Below are 15,388 nucleotides of genomic sequence, written 5' to 3'. Positions count from 1 at the left end.
CCGCTCGCGGCCACGTGAACCGCTAGTGGGCCCAAGAGATGTACCAGCGCACCGGTGACATTCGGGCCGCGGCATAGGGCAGTTGCTGGCCGAGTTCCCGGCGCATAAGGCCTTGTGGTCAGACTGACGAAGGCGTGGCTGGGTGATCACGGAACAGGGGCGCCAGTGCGGCCATCTCGCTTACGTCCACTGGACGGAGTCCTCCTCGGGCAAGGCCGCAGGGAGGACGTCCAGCAGGTTGATTGAGGGCAGGTCGTCCAGGAGATGTTCATTCCCCGCTTCAAGCTCGTCGAGCTCCTCGGGTGTCAGGGCGACCAACTCGAGCCCGCCGACGCTAAACCACGTGCCGTTCCTATCGTGGATCAGGGCGAGGTGTGTGCGGTTGCTGACAGGTGCCGTGGCCGAGTCTGGGGTAGGAGGCGCGGTTGTCTGAGCGTCGCCGCTGGGGTTGTTCTCCGCGCTGCTCGGGCGTGTGATCTGGGCGTCGGTTGCCGTCTTGGCGTCCTGTTCAATGTTCACGACCAGGATCGTGCACGATGCCCCGTGGGCGTCAATCAACCGCACGGCCTCACCCTGACCGCTACAATGATCGGCCTCTGTTCGCCCTTACCGATGCGCCTGAGGTCCGGCTCCGCTACCAGGAACTGCGATGCGGGTCCGCGGGGTTCGACGGCTGCTGCCAGACCGATGGGCGGGAGTCAGTAGGGGAACGGCGGCGAACAGGCTAGGCATTGGTCTTCATCTGGGCGAAATGGGCGCCCTTGGTTGGCGACGCGCCCGCTCAGCTGTCGGCCCTTAACCGGGACCAGGCCGCCGCACTTGAGGGCGACCGGCGCGCTGTGATCAAACTCGTTGCTGGCGTGGCCTGAGCTTGCGGATTCTGTGCGTCGAATGTGGGGACGCCTGTAGTCAGGCAGCCCCACATTCCTTTGTCAGCCGGACAATGACGCATCCTCTAGCCAGGTCATGTAGTCCTCTCGCCACCCGCATCCGGTGCACTCGGCTTCGCTGGATTCGATGACCTCGTACTTCCGGTGCGGGCTGCCATATTCGATCTCCCAGTCAAGTCCGACGGTGAGGGGGTACACGACCTGAGTCTCAACGATCTGGACGTTGGCCAGTCTGTCGGCCGCACCGCACTGCGGGCAGGCGATCAAGGGAGCGGTGGCACTGGTGGATGTTTGGTTTTCATTCATTTGGAGCACTGTCGCGGCTCGGCGCAGGGACGCAAGCAACCTGTGTTGCGGGAGGCTGGGTGTCTTGGTGGTCTCGTTCGGACACCCCCGGACCTGCCGAGCCGGGGCACGACGGTCCCCGTCAAACAGCCGGACGCGCGGCCCCAGCGCGTCAACGTCCACCTGCGATAACCACCCTTGGCGTCGCCGTGCGCGTGAACGGGATTGGTGTCCCAGCGCTTCATTAGGGGTTCAGTGGACACACTGCGCAGCCGTTCGACTCCAAGAGTGAGCTGGCACAGGTCGCAGCCGTGGGAGGAGTCCGAGCCGAGCCGGACCCCCTTGTCGAATAGGCACGGTGTCAGTCAACGAGTGTGCGACACCTCGACCGAAATCGCGGCAGCGGTTTTGGCCAGCTCGGCACTGGTGCCGACCCACCCCTCCTCGGCCAGGAGGACCGCCGTCATCAGCCCGGCGTCGTCCAAGCCCGCCCACACCGTTCTCGCCGCCTCTGCAGCTTCAGCGCGATCGCGCACACCCCTGATCGTTCCGTCCGCAGCCGGAACGCCGCCACGATGTGCTGCCGCGATTTGTCGGTGTTTGTCCGTAGCTGCTGGTCCAGGTCTTTTACGTCCCTCCTGGCGGTTAGTTCGATCTCGGCCAGGATGCTGGCCCGACACTCGACACACCCACATACCGTTGTGGCATGCGCCAGGACGACGGGCGTTGTTTCGCGCAGCACGGTCAGAAACACTTCATCGGGGAGTAGGTGGGCTGCGGTTGCGAGTCTGGCCAGAGCGTGGACGCGGGCAATAATCACAGCCTGCCGTACGTACCGGACCCGACAGCGCTCGATCGTTGACCAGCGGTCGATAACCCCATGACGAGGCAGGCCGCCTGACCCGGCGATCCGGTTGTTCTTCCAATCGGGTTCACATACGGCCGTCGGCATCCTGGCGCGAGACCGTCTGTCGAGCCGCACGAAGGCCAGAGTGTCTGCCAGGACGTCCGAACTACCTCGCGCACGGGGCCAGTACCGCGTCGACGACCGCCCACCAGTCCTCGTTGACTTCGTACGGGTGCCGGTGCGCGATGACCAGCGCCACCCGAGACCGCGCATCCGCGTCAACGACTGCTCTCCACGGGCAGAGGAGCACGTCCAGGTCGGACTTGCGAAAGAACCCCTGTCCGGCCACTGAGGTCAGGAGTGTCGCGCAGGCAGCGTCCCGGATGAGACACCCGGCATGGTTCAGAGGCCAGGTGGGGCGGAGGCCGTTCCACAACTCCTCGAACGCGGTCCGCAACCCGTGCTCGTCCAACCCGGCGTGGAACCGCTGCCAGGCGTAGTCGCGCGGCATCATCAGCAGCGCATGCTCACCCTCACCGCAAGCCAGCGAGTATGCCCGCGTCAGATCGAACCGTTGCGCTTGGGTCAGCTTCTCTGCTCGAGCTAGTAGCGCCTCGACGGCGGCTGTGTCCGGCCCCCAGCGCTGCGGGTCAGCTTCCATCAAGGGCCTCCTCACGGCTGCGGATCGCCGTCTGCCGGAACGTCACCAGCACGAGGACATCCCCGCGGGCCAGGAACAACTCGGTCCGCAGCACCTCGACTTCCGCGGCCGCGCCGGTACGGCCCGCCCATAGCACCGCACCCGGGTAGATGACCGTGGGGTCGAACTCGGACCGCTCCAGCAGCGACCAGTTGTTGCCGAAGTCATCTTCCACATTCAGGTCCGCGTCGAAGGCGTACCCGCCCAACTCATCCGGTGGCCTCAGGACCCAGGCGCGCGCCAGCACGCTCTTCGCGGCGGGGTGCACGTCCGGGGAGCCCCACCCGGACTCAGCCGAGAGAATCCACGTGCCGTCGGAGGCGACCAAAGCCATGCCGCGCGGCGCCGTCTCGGGTGCTGACCCTGGCGCCGTCTGGGGGATGACCTGCTGCCAATGCCACGGGCCAGGGGGAACGTCCATGCTGCCCATGGTGCCGCCCCGGTCGGACACGTCAGTATGCGATCGGGTCCGACCCTTCGCATCGCTCGGGCGTTGTGTCGACGATCGCCGCCCCGAGTTGGCGGCGCGACGGCCGTCGAACTGGACGATGTCGGGAATGTCCACTTTCACCGATGAGTTTCGTGCCCACATCCAGCGCCTGCGCGCGCTGGACCGTGACGCCACCTGCGCGGCCATCGAGTCGCCTGCGCCCCTACTGCTCCCAGTGCAGGTCAGCCATACCCCACTGACCGGGGGAAACGATTGCGGCACCACGGTGTCCGCAACTCCGAGACCAGGTGCCCAGTCTCGGAGTTGAAACCCACCCCATTGCGAGAAATGAAACGGCCCGCACGGTGCACGCCACCAACCCCACGGAGGCTCACCATGCAACACCTGCTGACCAACTACCACCCGAGCATCGCGCCCCTCACCCACGCCATGCGGGACGCCCTCCACGCCTCGATCCCCAAGGGCCCGCTCGGACAGACGATCCAGACGACCCCGTGGCGGGCCGTGCTCGCCCGAGTTTCAGACGAGTCCCGCCCCAAGTTCCAGCAGAACCTCGACAAGGATCTCGACTGGCTGCTCGGCGAACCAGAAGCGGCGTGGGTAAAGGCTCATGTCACAGACGTCGAAGCGTTCCGCAACACTCCCGAAGGCGACCTCGCGCGGCGTCGAATCGGTATGCATGCCTTGTACGCGCCTGGAACGAAGCGGCTTGTCGGGGGCTGGCTCGCGCGAAACGGATGGCTGTTCCTGTTCCTGCTCTCTTCGGCGGCTAAGGCCGACCTCGAGCAGAATCGCAACGCCGTCACCGAAGCCATCATCGCCGCCCTGCTGGCAATGGCACACGACAACCCGCACGACCACGCCGGCCGACCCTTGCTCCACGCTCACGCCCTGGACCGGATCGTGCGAAATGAACAGTTCGCCTGGACCATCTTTGACACTCTCACTCGCACCTATGTGCGCGTCGACGCCGCCGGGAGTCCATTCGACGCCCTCGGCCCCAACGCCAAGGATCAATGGACCCTGATCACGTTCGGCGCCTCACGCGGTCGTGACGACACTGCGCGGCGCTTTCTCATTGCCCGGCTCAACAAGGCCCGAGCCGGCAACTGGCCGATGAATGCCATCTCGCTTCCGCGGGGCTACTCACCCACTGCGGAACCCGACAGTCGGGGGAGGTTCAACCTCACCGCCGACCCCAAGAAGCTGTCGGTCAGCCGCCCAGTGCCGGACCCGCGCGAGCGCTGGCAGGTCCAGACCATCGCAGCGGTATGCCTGGACCCTGCCATCACGACCTGGAAGGCGGTCGCGGTCGAGTGCGGCGCCGCGGGCCTGACGGCCCGAGGCGCGGACGAGATCGGTGAACCCCTTGATGCCCTGCGTGATCCGACGATGGCCGGTCGTGGGCTCATCACGCCTGAGAAGATCCGGGCCTACCTCACCGGGCGCCTCGCACACACCGAAAAGGGCGTGACCCCGGGCCAGTTCAATCCCGGCGACGGTCACCGGCTCGAACCCCGCTACCCGGGCGACGATCTCGGCCACGTCACCTATGACATCAACGTCGGCCGCCCCGAAGACAACGGCTGGGACTGGGGCGTCCCGCCCGAGGACTGGCGTGACATCCTCCTCAAGTTCTGGCTCCCGGACGACTTCACTCCCGCTGGCTGGGCCTGGGCCGACGAACCGGGCGACTGGGGATGGGACCAGATCCGTTCAGCCGCAGGCAGCCCTCGCCGCCAAGCCACCGGCCAGCGTGCAGCCCGAAGCGCTCTGCGCCCGTTCTCCGGCCTGCTGCGCTGGAGCGACACCCACCATCGCCACATGCTGTACTGCAGCGGCACCACCAACACCGGCCATGATCGGTATACGTGGCGCCGCGAGCCCCATGCGGAGTCGCGCCGGAACGCCCGCGGCAACATCTACTCGATGGACTCAACCGACGGCGAAGGCGTCTGCAGCTGGCCCGTCCGCGAGTTCCACCAAGCTTGGGCCACCTTGGCAGAATCGCTCCTCACTGGGCTCATCGCCGACCACCCGGATGCTGCACCCCTACCAACTGCCTCACCCATGCACGCCGCCGCGCGCAATACGGCTGAGGCCGACCGCCTGCAAACCGCAAGGGACAGCACATTGAGCAGGCTTCGCGACGAGGTCTCCAGTCAACTCGCCGACAGCGACGCCCTCATGCTGTCCGCCGCCCGCAAGCGCGCCGAGGGCGACGAGACCTCGGCCGCAGGCTACGAGCGACTCGCGGCCACGGCCCAGAAGGCCGCGACTGACGCCACGGAACGCCTTGAACGAGAACTCCTTCAACCCGTGCCCGCGCCAGACAGCGCCGCACAGCCCGCCAAAGCTGACTTCGGCACCGCCGCAGCCGTCCTTGCCGCACTCACCGGGTCCTACGCCACGGGGCCGGCACCCAAGGCACTCCAAACCGCTCTCAGCGCCCTCGGCGCAGACAGCACGCGCCTCGAGCTACTCGATGCCACCACCGTCCGCCTCACCCTCACCGTGACGATTCGACGGCTCGACGGCACCCCTGTCCACGCCACCGGGCATACGGTGCTCCGGCGCAGCCGACCCAACACCAAGCAAGCCAAAGAGCTTCGCCACGACGCCAAGCAGGAGCTGGCCCGCAAGTGGTTCCACGAAGGGATCGACCTCCCCACGCTCTCTCACCTGGCCGCGGCCAGTGCCGACCACGCTCTACGCATGGTGCGCGAACAAGCTCGCCACCGGCACCGTCCGAACCGTCGGACAGGCCGACATGGACACCCTCGCCACCCACCGCATCCCCAACCAAGGCCTACGTTTCGCCATCACTGCGCACCCCCTGCCCGATGCCAGGGCATGCCTGTGGGCCGACCTCAACCCGGGCGATCTCCCCCCAGCCGGACTGCCCGACGGATATGCCCAGCTCATCACCACCAGCTACCGCCAACGGGAACACGGGTGGGGCCTGCGATCCACCATGCTCGACGCCAACGCAGACCACCGCGCAGACGCCATAACGATCCTCCGTTCCATGCCAGACCCCACCGCGCCAATGCGCACCGACCACCTCGCAGCCCTGATGGGCGTCTCCGCGCGCTACCCGAGCCAGCTCAGCGTCCCGCTGTCCCGCCGTGGCGCTGCTGACGCGGCACCCGCCATTCCCGCCAGTCTCGTTCGCACCGGCGGCTGGAGCGGCCAGGGCAGCGCCAACCTGCCGGCAGCCGAGCGCACTGTCGCACTCATCCCCTGCCCCTGGAAGGACTGCCCAAGCCTCACCGCAGACGCCGTGCTCCTCCTTCCGGAGACCATCATCGGCGCACACTCCAGCGTCGTATGCCGCGCATGCCTGCGCCCACCCACGCTCAACGTCAAACTGCCCGACAGCTACGAGCCCCTGCTGGACACCGCCCTCCGACGCACGGGAGCGTGGGTCTCCTGCCCCAAACCCGGATGCGACATTGACCTAAGTGCCGGCCCGGGAGCGATGTGGCGCTGGGACGACACCCCTCCGTCCCAAGCCACGACACACCCGCAATGCACCCCCGTGGGTGCCGGGCGCCCCACGAACGCTGCTATCCGGAAGTGGGCCAATGCGAATGGCTATCACGTCCAAGACCGCGGCCGAATCCCTGCGTCGGTCAAAGCTGCATTCGATGCCGCTCGTATGTGAGCCCAGAACCAAGTACGGGAACCGGTTCAGCCTCACCCCAAACCATGGGCCGACTTCTTTCGACGGCCGCACCAATACCTACGTGGAGCTGACTACCGTGAACGGGTTTGACACTCACGTCGCGCGCCGCGGAGCGCACCATTCGACGAGCTACGCCCCGGTCACACCGGATGGCCGAGCCGCCTTGCGGACTCCCCAGAAGTCCAGCACGTGATGCTCCGGCAGGTCGTCGTCCACTGGGACCCCCGACGCATGGCGCAGCTGATGTGTGCCGAGTCTCGCGCCAAAGCGGGGTGCTGGAAGTCGCGAGCCAAGGCGCCGGTTCCCGGCGGATCCATCCACTTGATCAGGTGGTGGCTCACCGGCCCGGCCGTTCGACAGGTGCGGGTCCCTCTGGACCTGCTCCAACTCGTCGACAAGGCCCATGCCGTCGTCATCTGTGTGCCGGAGAGAGTGGGAGACGGCGTGACCGCCGTCCGCGCAGGGGGACGGTGAACATCGGGGAGCGCACGAAGAAACGAAGAAACGAAGAAAGTCACCCACGGCCTTTCTTCGTTCCTTCGTTTCTTCGTCAGCGTGACGTCGCGGTCAGCACCTCCCGGGGGCGCCCACCGGTCGGGACGGTCTTGGCCTGTGCCAAGCCGCGCTCGGTCAGCTCGAGCACCATCGCATCGAGCGCGCCCCTGGGCAGGTTGTTCGAGAACACCGCATTCAGCTCGCTGCGCGTGAGCCCCTTGTCGCCGGCCGCGACCAGCGCGTCGAACAAGGCGTCCAGCCGAGAGTTGCCCAGCGTGCCACCCCACACGTGCGCAGCCGACGCTTCGCAGTACTCCCAGAGCGCTGCCGCCGCCCGCAGATGCGGCACGTCCAGCGAGGGCGACTCATCCAGCAGCGCGAACACCATCGCCAGGCGCAGGATGTGCGGTGCCGCCCGGGCCGTCAACGAATCCAGGACATGGCCACCGGTGGGCCTCAGCCGCAGCACGTAGTACAGCGACGCCCACGCATCATCGAACGCCGCGGTACGAGTCAACTCGCCCACCGACCGGCCGAACTCCACAGCGCCGCGCAGCCGCGCACCGAACCCCGCCACCACCGCTTCCTCAAGCACCCGAGGCGTGGCCATCAACTTGGTCGGCGCCGACCACGCCAGCAAGAACCGGTTCAAGAACCCGTTCCCGATCTCGACCATGTCGATCTTGCCGTGCAGATCAGCCGGCGTCACGTGCCCGATCACACCAACGTGCGCCGCCGACGCCACCAGCTTCTCCCGACGCGTCCGGCACTCCAACGACTCCCCATCCCACGCAGACCGCAGCACCGTCGAGTAGATCGACCCCTGCCGCTGAGCAATCGTCACCACCTTCGCGAACTCCGACTCCACAACCAGCATCCGCTGATCAAGCCCCCCAGGATCCGTTCCAGCCCCGTGGGCCCCCTGGTGCGGGGCGAGGTCGGCCGCGGCCTGGACCAGCGCCTCGCCGGACTGGAAGCCCTTGCGCACCCGCGAGCTGAAGAACGGCTCATCGGGGTCGTCGCCGGCGAGCAGGACCGGTCGCACCGCGTCCAACGACACACCCTTCCCAGTACCGGACCGGCCGATCACCAGAGAGAACAGAATCGGGTAATGCGGCTGCGAACCCACCCGAACGAACGCACCGCGCCCGACCATCGCGCCCACGCTGGTCAACAAGCGTCACCAGCATCGCCGGCGGGCTCGCCTCCGTCAGGGGCGCGACCGCGTCAACAATCTCCCCAGCCAACCCGTACAGGGCCGTCCGGTCGAACTCAGGTTCCTCCTTACGGAACCGAAGCATTCGCGCCAGCCGGAGCTGGCCGAGCAGCTCATACGCATCCCGCTCCCGGCTAGCGGAAAGCAGGTCGATGACCTCCGGTGCCCCGACGTCCCCAGGGCAGACGCGAATGCTCATGACTGCCCCACCGCAGGCAGGCTCGCCAGGTAGTCACGGGCAGCGAGGCGCAACAATGAAGCAACGCTGCGGTCCTCCATGGCGGCGCGGGCCTTGATGGCGTCGCGCAGGCTTGCGGGCAGGCGCACCACGATGGTCACCTCATTGCGATCGTCGTAGATCGTCATGCTTTCTCCTAGAGCAGTGTCGGGATCGAACCGCTAGCGCGGCGAAACCCCGAAGGTCCTCATCTGCCCCGCGACGTCAATCACCCCGCCAGTCCGGAGTGCGGGCCACCCCGCCGGGCACGTCCGATGCCCGCGCCTGCCTCGTACGCTCACGGCTGCTCCGCCACCGGCACCTGTCACACGCCTGACCGATCAAGCCCCTGTCCTGCCCGTCGCCTTGCATTGCAGACACCAAGCGACAGGAGGACACCCATGCACCCGCTCGACCACGTAGCGCACCGACCGCTGCCCGACATCACCGCCCGGCAGATACCCCTCCACGACGGAGGCGTCCTGCACTTCGTACCCCAGGTCCCGTTCGCGGCCGCCCTGCGCCGCGCAGCCGTCGACGGCTCAACCCTCTACGCGTTCGTCGGCCCTCGCATCGACCTCCCGCCCACCGCGCAAAGCCCGTTCATCGGTGGGTACGTCGGCAAGTCCGACGCGCTCACAGGCCGAGCCGGAACCTCATGGCGCTACTGGGTGCTCGCCCAGCGGGCCATCGACCCCCACGCCATGATCCTGCTGCACCGCAGCCAGCCCTACGACCCCGACGAGCTCTCCGTCACCGAAGCACGCGTCATCGCCCGACTGGCCACCGACATGGGCTCCCTCGCCCTCACCAACACGCACAGCTCAGCCCAGACCGCCGCCGCCCGCCTAACCCCCCAGCGTCTGGCGGCCGCCGTCACACTCGGCGACACGATCGCTCAGCTCATCTGGACCCGCGCACTCGGGTGCTGGGAGAATCCGTGGCCAGCGCCGGCTCCGAACTGTCGCGAAGCCGCTACTCGCATCATCCAACGAGCCAGCAAGCTCGAACGCCGCGGCATCGACCTGATGGAGCTCTGCGCCCGGCTCGAGGCCAACGGGTACCCATCCGCAGGCAGCACCAGATGGCGCAGCGTTCGACGCGACATCGCGGACCGGGAACAACGCACCGGCTCGCCGCGCGCGCACGCCGTCGCCCACCGCGGCCGAATCATCTTCCACGCCACCACACTTCCCACCGGCGTGGCGTTGTCCGGCTATGACGCCGCCCACCCCATACCCCCAAGGGCCAACGCAACCCAAGTCCTCGCCGGATGAAGCTGCCTCAGTCACGCGTCGCCCTGGGAATCCCCTGGCTCCGGACAGGCGTGGCCCCTGATCCACAGCGACTCGAAGGGCCTTCAATCCCACGAGCGCACAACGCGCGTCTCCGACCAAGCACAGGTGCAGGTCACCACAGTGATCCAGTTCACACTGCGACCTGATTGACGTGCCGACCAACCGCCGGACCTTCCATGTCAGGTGGCGCAAGAGTCACCTGACACCCCCGCGGTTCGTCGACGCAGCGCAGCGTCGCAACCACCATGCGGGCACAACCGGCTGATTCCCGGTTCCCGAACTGGACCCACCCCGGAATCGAAGTGCACCGGTGGGCAAGTTCACCATCGGCTCGACCCCGTCACCCTCAAGGTGACGGGGTCGAGCTGCGTGCGGCACCACGCCCGAAGGCCGTCGCTGACCGGAGACTGCGGCGTTCAGCCGGTGTGTCTTGGCGGTCTGGTTCGGACCGGCGCCGTAGGTCGGGCGGGGTCAGCGGCATCCCGACCTTTGGCTGGCGGCTGGGCCCCGCTGACCCTCGGCGCCTTTGGAGGGCCAGTGACCTATGGGGCGTCGGCACGGTGTTTCGTCGCCTGCCTACCGACAGCGACCGCTGTCTGCCTGATGGCGTTGCTCAGCAGCGGCCGCCGGACGCGCCACACTCGCGCGGCGATGCAGGGCTCGCCGCACTGAGCCCCCCGCGGCCGCACCCGGCGGCAAGTGGGCCCCTAGGCAGCTCAGCGCGGTGACGTCAGAAGCTTGTCCGCGCGGGCGGCGACCGTCTCGCTCAAGGTGGACCCCTCAGCCGCACGCAGACCGGCACCCGCAGCCGTGCGGACAGCCTCCGCGAGCTCGACGACCATCTCCTGTGCGCGTACGGGTGACAGTCCCCAGGCGGCGGCTTCGGCGACCAGGTCCGCTTGGGTGATCGCCGGCAGGTGCCAGCGGCCGTTGACCGCCATCGCAGCCTCCCTGCGCAGCTTGGGCCACATCGCCGTGGGGACGGTGTCGTACAACGGCGCCAAGGCCACCTGACCGGGCTGAGGGTGCAGCAGCGACACGTTCTTGCCGTGCGCGTCCGCATTGCCGATGAGCACTGTGAACGCGGCCGCCCTCAGCAGCGCACGTAGCTGCGCGTCCGGGTCGGCCGCCCACCGCTCGAGAACCCCTGCCACGTCAGCCAGGGACGGGCCGCCATGTCGCTCGTACTTCGCCTTCCGCTGGTTGCCCTCCGGGTCGATGCCCAGCGCCTGGCACGCGTCCTCCTGGTGGACCCGCTCCACACCGGCTTCGGTGATGCGCCGGTCGTAGCGGGTCACGATGATGCATTCGGTGTCCCCGACCGGCATCAGCTCACTGGCCGCGGCCGGCACACCCACGGACCGGGCAAGCTCGAGGCATGCGTGTTCGGCGCGGACCAGCCCTGTGCGGGTTCGGTCGTCGACCTTGAGAATGTGGGTTGAGGGCGCGCCGTGCCGCGGGCGCCCGTAGCGGCCCGGGGCGGTCTGCGCCAGCAGCATCTTGTCGGCCAGTCCAGCGATGGACAGCTCGGAGTCCTCGTACAGGCCCAGGGGGTGGTCGGCGAGCTCGGCGACCGCCACTTCCAGGTCGGCTGCGCTGTATGGGTCGACGCTGCCGTCCCTGACCGGCGGGTCGACGTCGCTGATGACCAGCGCACCGGCGACGTCGCGCCCAAAGCGGGCCAGCATCCCGATGACGTCATGGGTCGGGACCCCGGCCAGCCCGGCCATGGCCTGCCGGTGCTGCCCTTCAGGGAGCAGGCCGGTGGTGAACGCCCACGCCTGAAGACGTCCGGTGCGCAGAGGCAGCGAGCACGACATGAGCGGGACGTTGCCCGGCCACGCGTCGAGGGCTTCGTCGGTGTACCGGCATTCGACCTTCCCCGGCCTGCGGGCGACCAGCTCGGCGATACGGGTCCCGTCGCGCCATACCGACAGTGTCCGCGCCTTCACGGCCGCGGCTCCACGGCCGCGGAAGCGTCTGACAACTGGACGACGACCTCCGCGCCCAGGCGGCGCAGCAGCTTCAGTGCCCGATCCAGGAGCAGAACGCTGGCCCCTGCCTCAAGCTTGGCCAGGTAGCTGCGTTCGACGCCAGCCGCCGCCGCAAGCTGGTCCTGGGTCTGTCCGCGAAGCCGACGTGCCTCAGCCACAGCAGCGCCCAGGTCCGCCCCGGACCGCACGAGCATCTGACGGGCCATGATCCCTCCTGGCTGTGTGGATAATCGCACACTGTACGCGACCCGGAGCGTTGTGCCAATATCAACACACTAGCCGCATCCAACGTCGGTGTGCGGATAATCGCACAGACCGGTACGCCATCACGCCGCTCCCACGACGACACCTGGAAGTCTGAGCCCGCTCAGCCTCTGCGACGTCGGGTGACGAAGGTCGCGCCAGCCGCCGCGGCCAGACCACAGGCGAGCGCGAGCAATGTTGCTCCAGCGCCCCTGTCGGTGACGAGCTGGCTGACCCGGCCGGAGGCGGCGGACACCAATGTCACCGGACCCGGGCTGACCGTGGCGCCCCGGTCTGTTGCCAGCTCCACCCAGCCGTACCAGAGCACGTATGCGGCCGCGGCGAGCACCATGACTCCCGAGGCTCGCCCGACGTGCCTGACCCAGCCGCGCGTCCGGGCGATCGCGTCCTGGCCGAGGAGCCCGACAACCAGGGCGAGGGTGACCATGACCAGACCCATCCCGACCGCGTACGCCGCCGCGGACAGGGCGCCCCCGGCAAAGGTTGGACCGGGGCCAGCGAACGCGGAGACGACCGCGGCCCCAAACACGGGCAGCGTGCAGGACAGGGACACCATGGCGTAGACGATGCCGTAGGCGGCCATGCCCGCCACGGTGCCGTTGACGGGCAGCCGTGACCGGGGGAAGGGCACCCAGATGTCGCGACCCAGGACCTGCGTCGCGCCGACGACGAGGAGTGCGACCCCAGCGACGAGGGTGACGACGGCAAGCCACGGACCCAGGGTCAGGGACAGCGCGGCGATGGCGCCGCCGACGGCACCGAACACGGCAACGAAGCCCGTGGTCACCGCGGCCCCGACCAGGACTGCGCGGCCAACCACTGATCTTCGGGATGGCGGGTGAGCAAGGAACATGGTCAGGTATCCGGGCAGGAGGGCGAACCCGCACGGGTTGAACGCGGCGAGCATGCCCGCGGTCGCCGCGAAAGCCAGCTGGGTGCTCATGGGTGCCGCCGCCGTCAGCCGTGAGCTGTTCAGCGGGTCGTCATCGGGGCGGTGGATGGGCCGCCTGAGGTGTGGTGCGGCCCGGCGGAGCCGCAGTCGAGGCTGCCCGGCTTGTGGCTCGCCCCGGACGTGCACGACCGACCGGTGTCAGGCGCAGTGCCGACAAGGCCCGCGGTCAGCTGGGCCACACGCGCACGCAGGCTTTGCTGGTCGATGCTGCCGACGACCAGGTTGGTGCCGCCGGTGGCGGTGATGAACGCGAACGCGGGTTGAGCGCTGACGGCGAACCGCTTCCAGAGCACGTTGTTCACGTCGGCAAGCTGCGGGAAGGCCCCGGCGTGAGTCTGGTTGACGAACACGTTCATGTCGCTGAGGCTTCCTTGCCCGGCGACGCCGACAAAACTCACCCGGCCGGCGTACTCGCTGGCGACCTTGGTCACGGCGGGTGCCTCGCTGCGGCAAATAGCGCACCATGGCGCCCAGAACCACAGGACGACCGGGCGCCCTGCAAGCGATGCGGCGTCAAACGTGGACCCACCAACGGTTGCCGGTAGGTCGGCCACGCCGTGGAACGGCCCTGCGGAGACGACAGGGACCGCGACCGCGCGGGTCGAGTCAACTACGGGGGTCCCAGCTGTGCCGCATCCAGACAAGGTCAGCCCGGCCATCGCGGCTGCCAGAGCGGCGCCGCGCACCCTGTTCGGCCGACCGCGGCGGCGATCGAGCACCGCCGCCGACGGGGTGATAGGGCGCTTATGACCTTGGTGACCTCGAGACTGGACGGCATTCATGCGTGGAACGCTCCCGTCGATGACGATGACTGGCCCGCGTATCGTTCGGCTCCAATCATCCTCCCCGGCGCAACTATCTTGAGCTGAGGAGAGGGGCGACGCGGGCGCGTCGGCCCCGGCCACCGGACAGAGCCTTCGATTGCTCCGGGCCTCTGGCGATGCGCCCGAGCATGCGAGGCTGGTTACCTCCACCTGAAATGTCAGGAGCACAACGCATGCAACGCGACCTGTTCGCCCAGCCGGCTTCGCGGCCAAAGCTGGTCGTCTTCGACGTGAACGAGACCCTTTCGGACATGAGCGGCCTCGCCGCGGTGTTCGCGGAGCTCTGCGCGCGACCTGAGCTCGCCGCGATCTGGTTCTCAGGTCTGCTGCGCGACGGTTTCGCGTTGACGGTGACCGGTGACAACCCCGACTTCGGTGCCCTGGCCAGACAGTCCCTTCGACCATTGCTGGACTCCCACGGTGTCCCGAACCCGGACACGGCCGTCGATGCCGTGATGGATGCGTTCGCTGGGCTGCCCGTGCATGGCGACGTCGTTGAGGGGGTCCGGGGGCTGGCCGCTGGCGGGGTGCGTTTGGTCACCCTGAGCAACGGGGCCGCGTCCGTGGCCCGCGGCTTGTTCGAGCGGCATGCCATCGCGGACTGCTTCGAGCAGCTGCTATCGGTCGCCGACGCTCCGGCCTGGAAGCCGGCCGCGTCGGCGTACGAGTACGCGCTGCGCACGTGTGACGCCTCGCCGGCGGAGACGATGCTGGTCGCGGTCCATCCGTGGGATATCCACGGCGCGGCGGCGGCCGGCCTCACCACGGCCTTTGTGAACCGCGCCGGGACGCCGTACCCGGCTTTCTTCAGCCGCCCTGACCTCGAGGTCGCCTCCCTGGTCGAGCTGGCTGAGGTCGTTGGGGAGGGCCACGGGTGAAGGCTCAGGTCTTGTTCATCGACGGCTGCCCCCACCACGAGACCGCGGTTGAGCGGCTCCGGGAGGCGGCGCGCCTTGCCGAGGTAGACCTGGTCATCGAGCAGCATCGGGTGGCTGACGCGGCCGACGCGCAGCGTCTTGGCTTCGGCGGTTCACCGACCATCCTGATCGACGGTCGGGACTTGTTCCCTGCCCCTCGGGTCGTGGACATGGCCTGTCGGCTGTATGCGTCGCCGGACCGCCGGATGGCCGGCGCGCCCTCGGTCGGGCAGCTTGTTGAGCTCCTACGGCAGCGGCTGGCGCCCGCATAGCCCGGGTTGGTCGAGGGCGCGCGGCGGGCACGGCGCGAGCATGCAGTTCGCGGTGTCGACCTGCACCACCGTCCATGA

Annotated in this window: 16 protein-coding genes; 5 read left to right on the top strand and 11 right to left on the bottom strand. The window is 68.2% G+C overall.

The genetic code is table 11. The features are described 5' to 3' along the window. Positions 1–180: 180 nt before the first annotated feature. From GKE56_RS09500 to GKE56_RS09480, 5 genes are all read right to left on the bottom strand, one after another. Positions 181–519 (bottom strand): hypothetical protein, encoded by a 339-nt coding sequence (locus GKE56_RS09500; protein ID WP_154684347.1) that lies wholly within the window; start codon positions 517–519, stop codon positions 181–183. A gap of 413 nt (positions 520–932) precedes the next feature. Further along, entirely contained in the window at positions 933–1,196 is a 264-nt protein-coding gene (locus GKE56_RS09495) for a hypothetical protein (protein ID WP_154684346.1), read from the bottom strand. Between the two features lie 344 nt (positions 1,197–1,540). Further along, positions 1,541–1,711, bottom strand: coding sequence for a hypothetical protein (locus tag GKE56_RS09490; RefSeq protein WP_154684345.1), 171 nt, complete (start codon positions 1,709–1,711; stop codon positions 1,541–1,543). Between the two features lie 477 nt (positions 1,712–2,188). After that, entirely contained in the window at positions 2,189–2,683 is a 495-nt protein-coding gene (locus GKE56_RS09485) for a hypothetical protein (RefSeq protein ID WP_154684344.1), read from the bottom strand. After that, positions 2,673–3,359: a hypothetical protein gene (locus tag GKE56_RS09480; RefSeq protein WP_195908070.1), complete on the bottom strand. Its 687-nt coding sequence runs from the start codon at positions 3,357–3,359 to the stop codon at positions 2,673–2,675. Before GKE56_RS09480 ends, GKE56_RS09485 begins: the two co-directional genes overlap by 11 nt. A gap of 189 nt (positions 3,360–3,548) precedes the next feature. Here GKE56_RS09480 and GKE56_RS09475 point away from each other — a divergent pair, with 189 nt between their 5' ends. Both GKE56_RS09475 and GKE56_RS18245 read left to right on the top strand, forming a co-directional pair. Continuing rightward, positions 3,549–6,314: a hypothetical protein gene (locus GKE56_RS09475; protein ID WP_154684342.1), complete on the top strand. Its 2,766-nt coding sequence runs from the start codon at positions 3,549–3,551 to the stop codon at positions 6,312–6,314. Further along, complete coding sequence (locus tag GKE56_RS18245) at positions 6,202–6,840, top strand: histone-like nucleoid-structuring protein Lsr2 (RefSeq protein ID WP_370518369.1); 639 nt, start codon at positions 6,202–6,204, stop codon at positions 6,838–6,840. Before GKE56_RS09475 ends, GKE56_RS18245 begins: the two co-directional genes overlap by 113 nt. A gap of 571 nt (positions 6,841–7,411) precedes the next feature. Here the strand turns inward: GKE56_RS18245 and GKE56_RS09465 are convergent. Then, on the bottom strand, positions 7,412–8,533 hold the full coding sequence (locus tag GKE56_RS09465; RefSeq protein WP_154684341.1) for a DUF3987 domain-containing protein: 1,122 nt from the start codon (positions 8,531–8,533) through the stop codon (positions 7,412–7,414). Between the two features lie 234 nt (positions 8,534–8,767). After that, positions 8,768–8,938 (bottom strand): ribbon-helix-helix protein, CopG family, encoded by a 171-nt coding sequence (locus GKE56_RS09460; RefSeq protein ID WP_154684340.1) that lies wholly within the window; start codon positions 8,936–8,938, stop codon positions 8,768–8,770. A 252-nt stretch (positions 8,939–9,190) separates the two neighbouring features. Between GKE56_RS09460 and GKE56_RS09455 the strand changes: the two genes are divergently transcribed. Next, complete coding sequence (locus tag GKE56_RS09455; protein ID WP_154684339.1) at positions 9,191–10,066, top strand: hypothetical protein; 876 nt, start codon at positions 9,191–9,193, stop codon at positions 10,064–10,066. A gap of 737 nt (positions 10,067–10,803) precedes the next feature. On the opposite strand, the gene GKE56_RS09450 is transcribed toward GKE56_RS09455, so the two are convergent. From GKE56_RS09450 to GKE56_RS09435, 4 genes are all read right to left on the bottom strand, one after another. After that, complete coding sequence (locus GKE56_RS09450) at positions 10,804–12,039, bottom strand: HipA domain-containing protein (RefSeq protein WP_154684338.1); 1,236 nt, start codon at positions 12,037–12,039, stop codon at positions 10,804–10,806. Then, positions 12,036–12,287, bottom strand: a complete 252-nt coding sequence (locus GKE56_RS09445; RefSeq protein WP_230208866.1) for a helix-turn-helix transcriptional regulator — start codon at positions 12,285–12,287, stop codon at positions 12,036–12,038. Before GKE56_RS09445 ends, GKE56_RS09450 begins: the two co-directional genes overlap by 4 nt. 161 nt (positions 12,288–12,448) lie before the next feature. Then, a complete protein-coding gene (locus tag GKE56_RS09440; protein ID WP_154684337.1) occupies positions 12,449–13,288 on the bottom strand; it encodes a cytochrome c biogenesis CcdA family protein in 840 nt (279 codons plus the stop codon). Positions 13,289–13,317: 29 nt separating this feature from the next. Continuing rightward, positions 13,318–13,956, bottom strand: coding sequence for a thioredoxin domain-containing protein (locus tag GKE56_RS09435; RefSeq protein ID WP_230209310.1), 639 nt, complete (start codon positions 13,954–13,956; stop codon positions 13,318–13,320). Between the two features lie 338 nt (positions 13,957–14,294). Here GKE56_RS09435 and GKE56_RS09430 point away from each other — a divergent pair, with 338 nt between their 5' ends. Both GKE56_RS09430 and GKE56_RS09425 read left to right on the top strand, forming a co-directional pair. After that, positions 14,295–14,999 carry a haloacid dehalogenase type II gene (locus tag GKE56_RS09430; protein ID WP_154684335.1) on the top strand — a complete coding sequence of 235 codons (705 nt, stop codon included), beginning with the start codon at positions 14,295–14,297 and terminating at the stop codon, positions 14,997–14,999. 11 nt (positions 15,000–15,010) lie between these two features. Further along, the gene (locus GKE56_RS09425; RefSeq protein WP_154684334.1) at positions 15,011–15,310 is read left to right on the top strand and encodes a thioredoxin family protein; all 300 of its coding nucleotides are present in this window, start codon (positions 15,011–15,013) and stop codon (positions 15,308–15,310) included. The last annotated feature ends 78 nt before the right edge of the window (positions 15,311–15,388 follow it).

This window comes from Nostocoides sp. HKS02 (genome assembly GCF_009707485.1).
Taxonomy (GTDB): Bacteria; Actinomycetota; Actinomycetes; order Actinomycetales; family Dermatophilaceae; genus Pedococcus.
The sequence above is the reverse complement of the archived record's forward strand: the minus strand, read 5'-3'. Positions and strand labels throughout refer to the sequence as shown.

Coding starts and splice junctions, on each gene's coding strand:
- GKE56_RS09430 (WP_154684335.1), top strand. CDS start 14,295: ATGCAACGCGACCTGTTCGCCCAGCCGGCTTCGCGGCCAAAGCTGGTC.
- GKE56_RS09475 (WP_154684342.1), top strand. CDS start 3,549: ATGCAACACCTGCTGACCAACTACCACCCGAGCATCGCGCCCCTCACC.
- GKE56_RS09435 (WP_230209310.1), bottom strand. CDS start 13,956: ATGGCCGGGCTGACCTTGTCTGGATGCGGCACAGCTGGGACCCCCGTA.
- GKE56_RS09480 (WP_195908070.1), bottom strand. CDS start 3,359: ATGGCCGCGCAGGTGGCGTCACGGTCCAGCGCGCGCAGGCGCTGGATG.
- GKE56_RS09440 (WP_154684337.1), bottom strand. CDS start 13,288: ATGAGCACCCAGCTGGCTTTCGCGGCGACCGCGGGCATGCTCGCCGCG.
- GKE56_RS09445 (WP_230208866.1), bottom strand. CDS start 12,287: ATGGCCCGTCAGATGCTCGTGCGGTCCGGGGCGGACCTGGGCGCTGCT.
- GKE56_RS09460 (WP_154684340.1), bottom strand. CDS start 8,938: ATGACGATCTACGACGATCGCAATGAGGTGACCATCGTGGTGCGCCTG.
- GKE56_RS18245 (WP_370518369.1), top strand. CDS start 6,202: ATGCCAGACCCCACCGCGCCAATGCGCACCGACCACCTCGCAGCCCTG.
- GKE56_RS09455 (WP_154684339.1), top strand. CDS start 9,191: ATGCACCCGCTCGACCACGTAGCGCACCGACCGCTGCCCGACATCACC.
- GKE56_RS09495 (WP_154684346.1), bottom strand. CDS start 1,196: ATGAATGAAAACCAAACATCCACCAGTGCCACCGCTCCCTTGATCGCC.
- GKE56_RS09485 (WP_154684344.1), bottom strand. CDS start 2,683: ATGGAAGCTGACCCGCAGCGCTGGGGGCCGGACACAGCCGCCGTCGAG.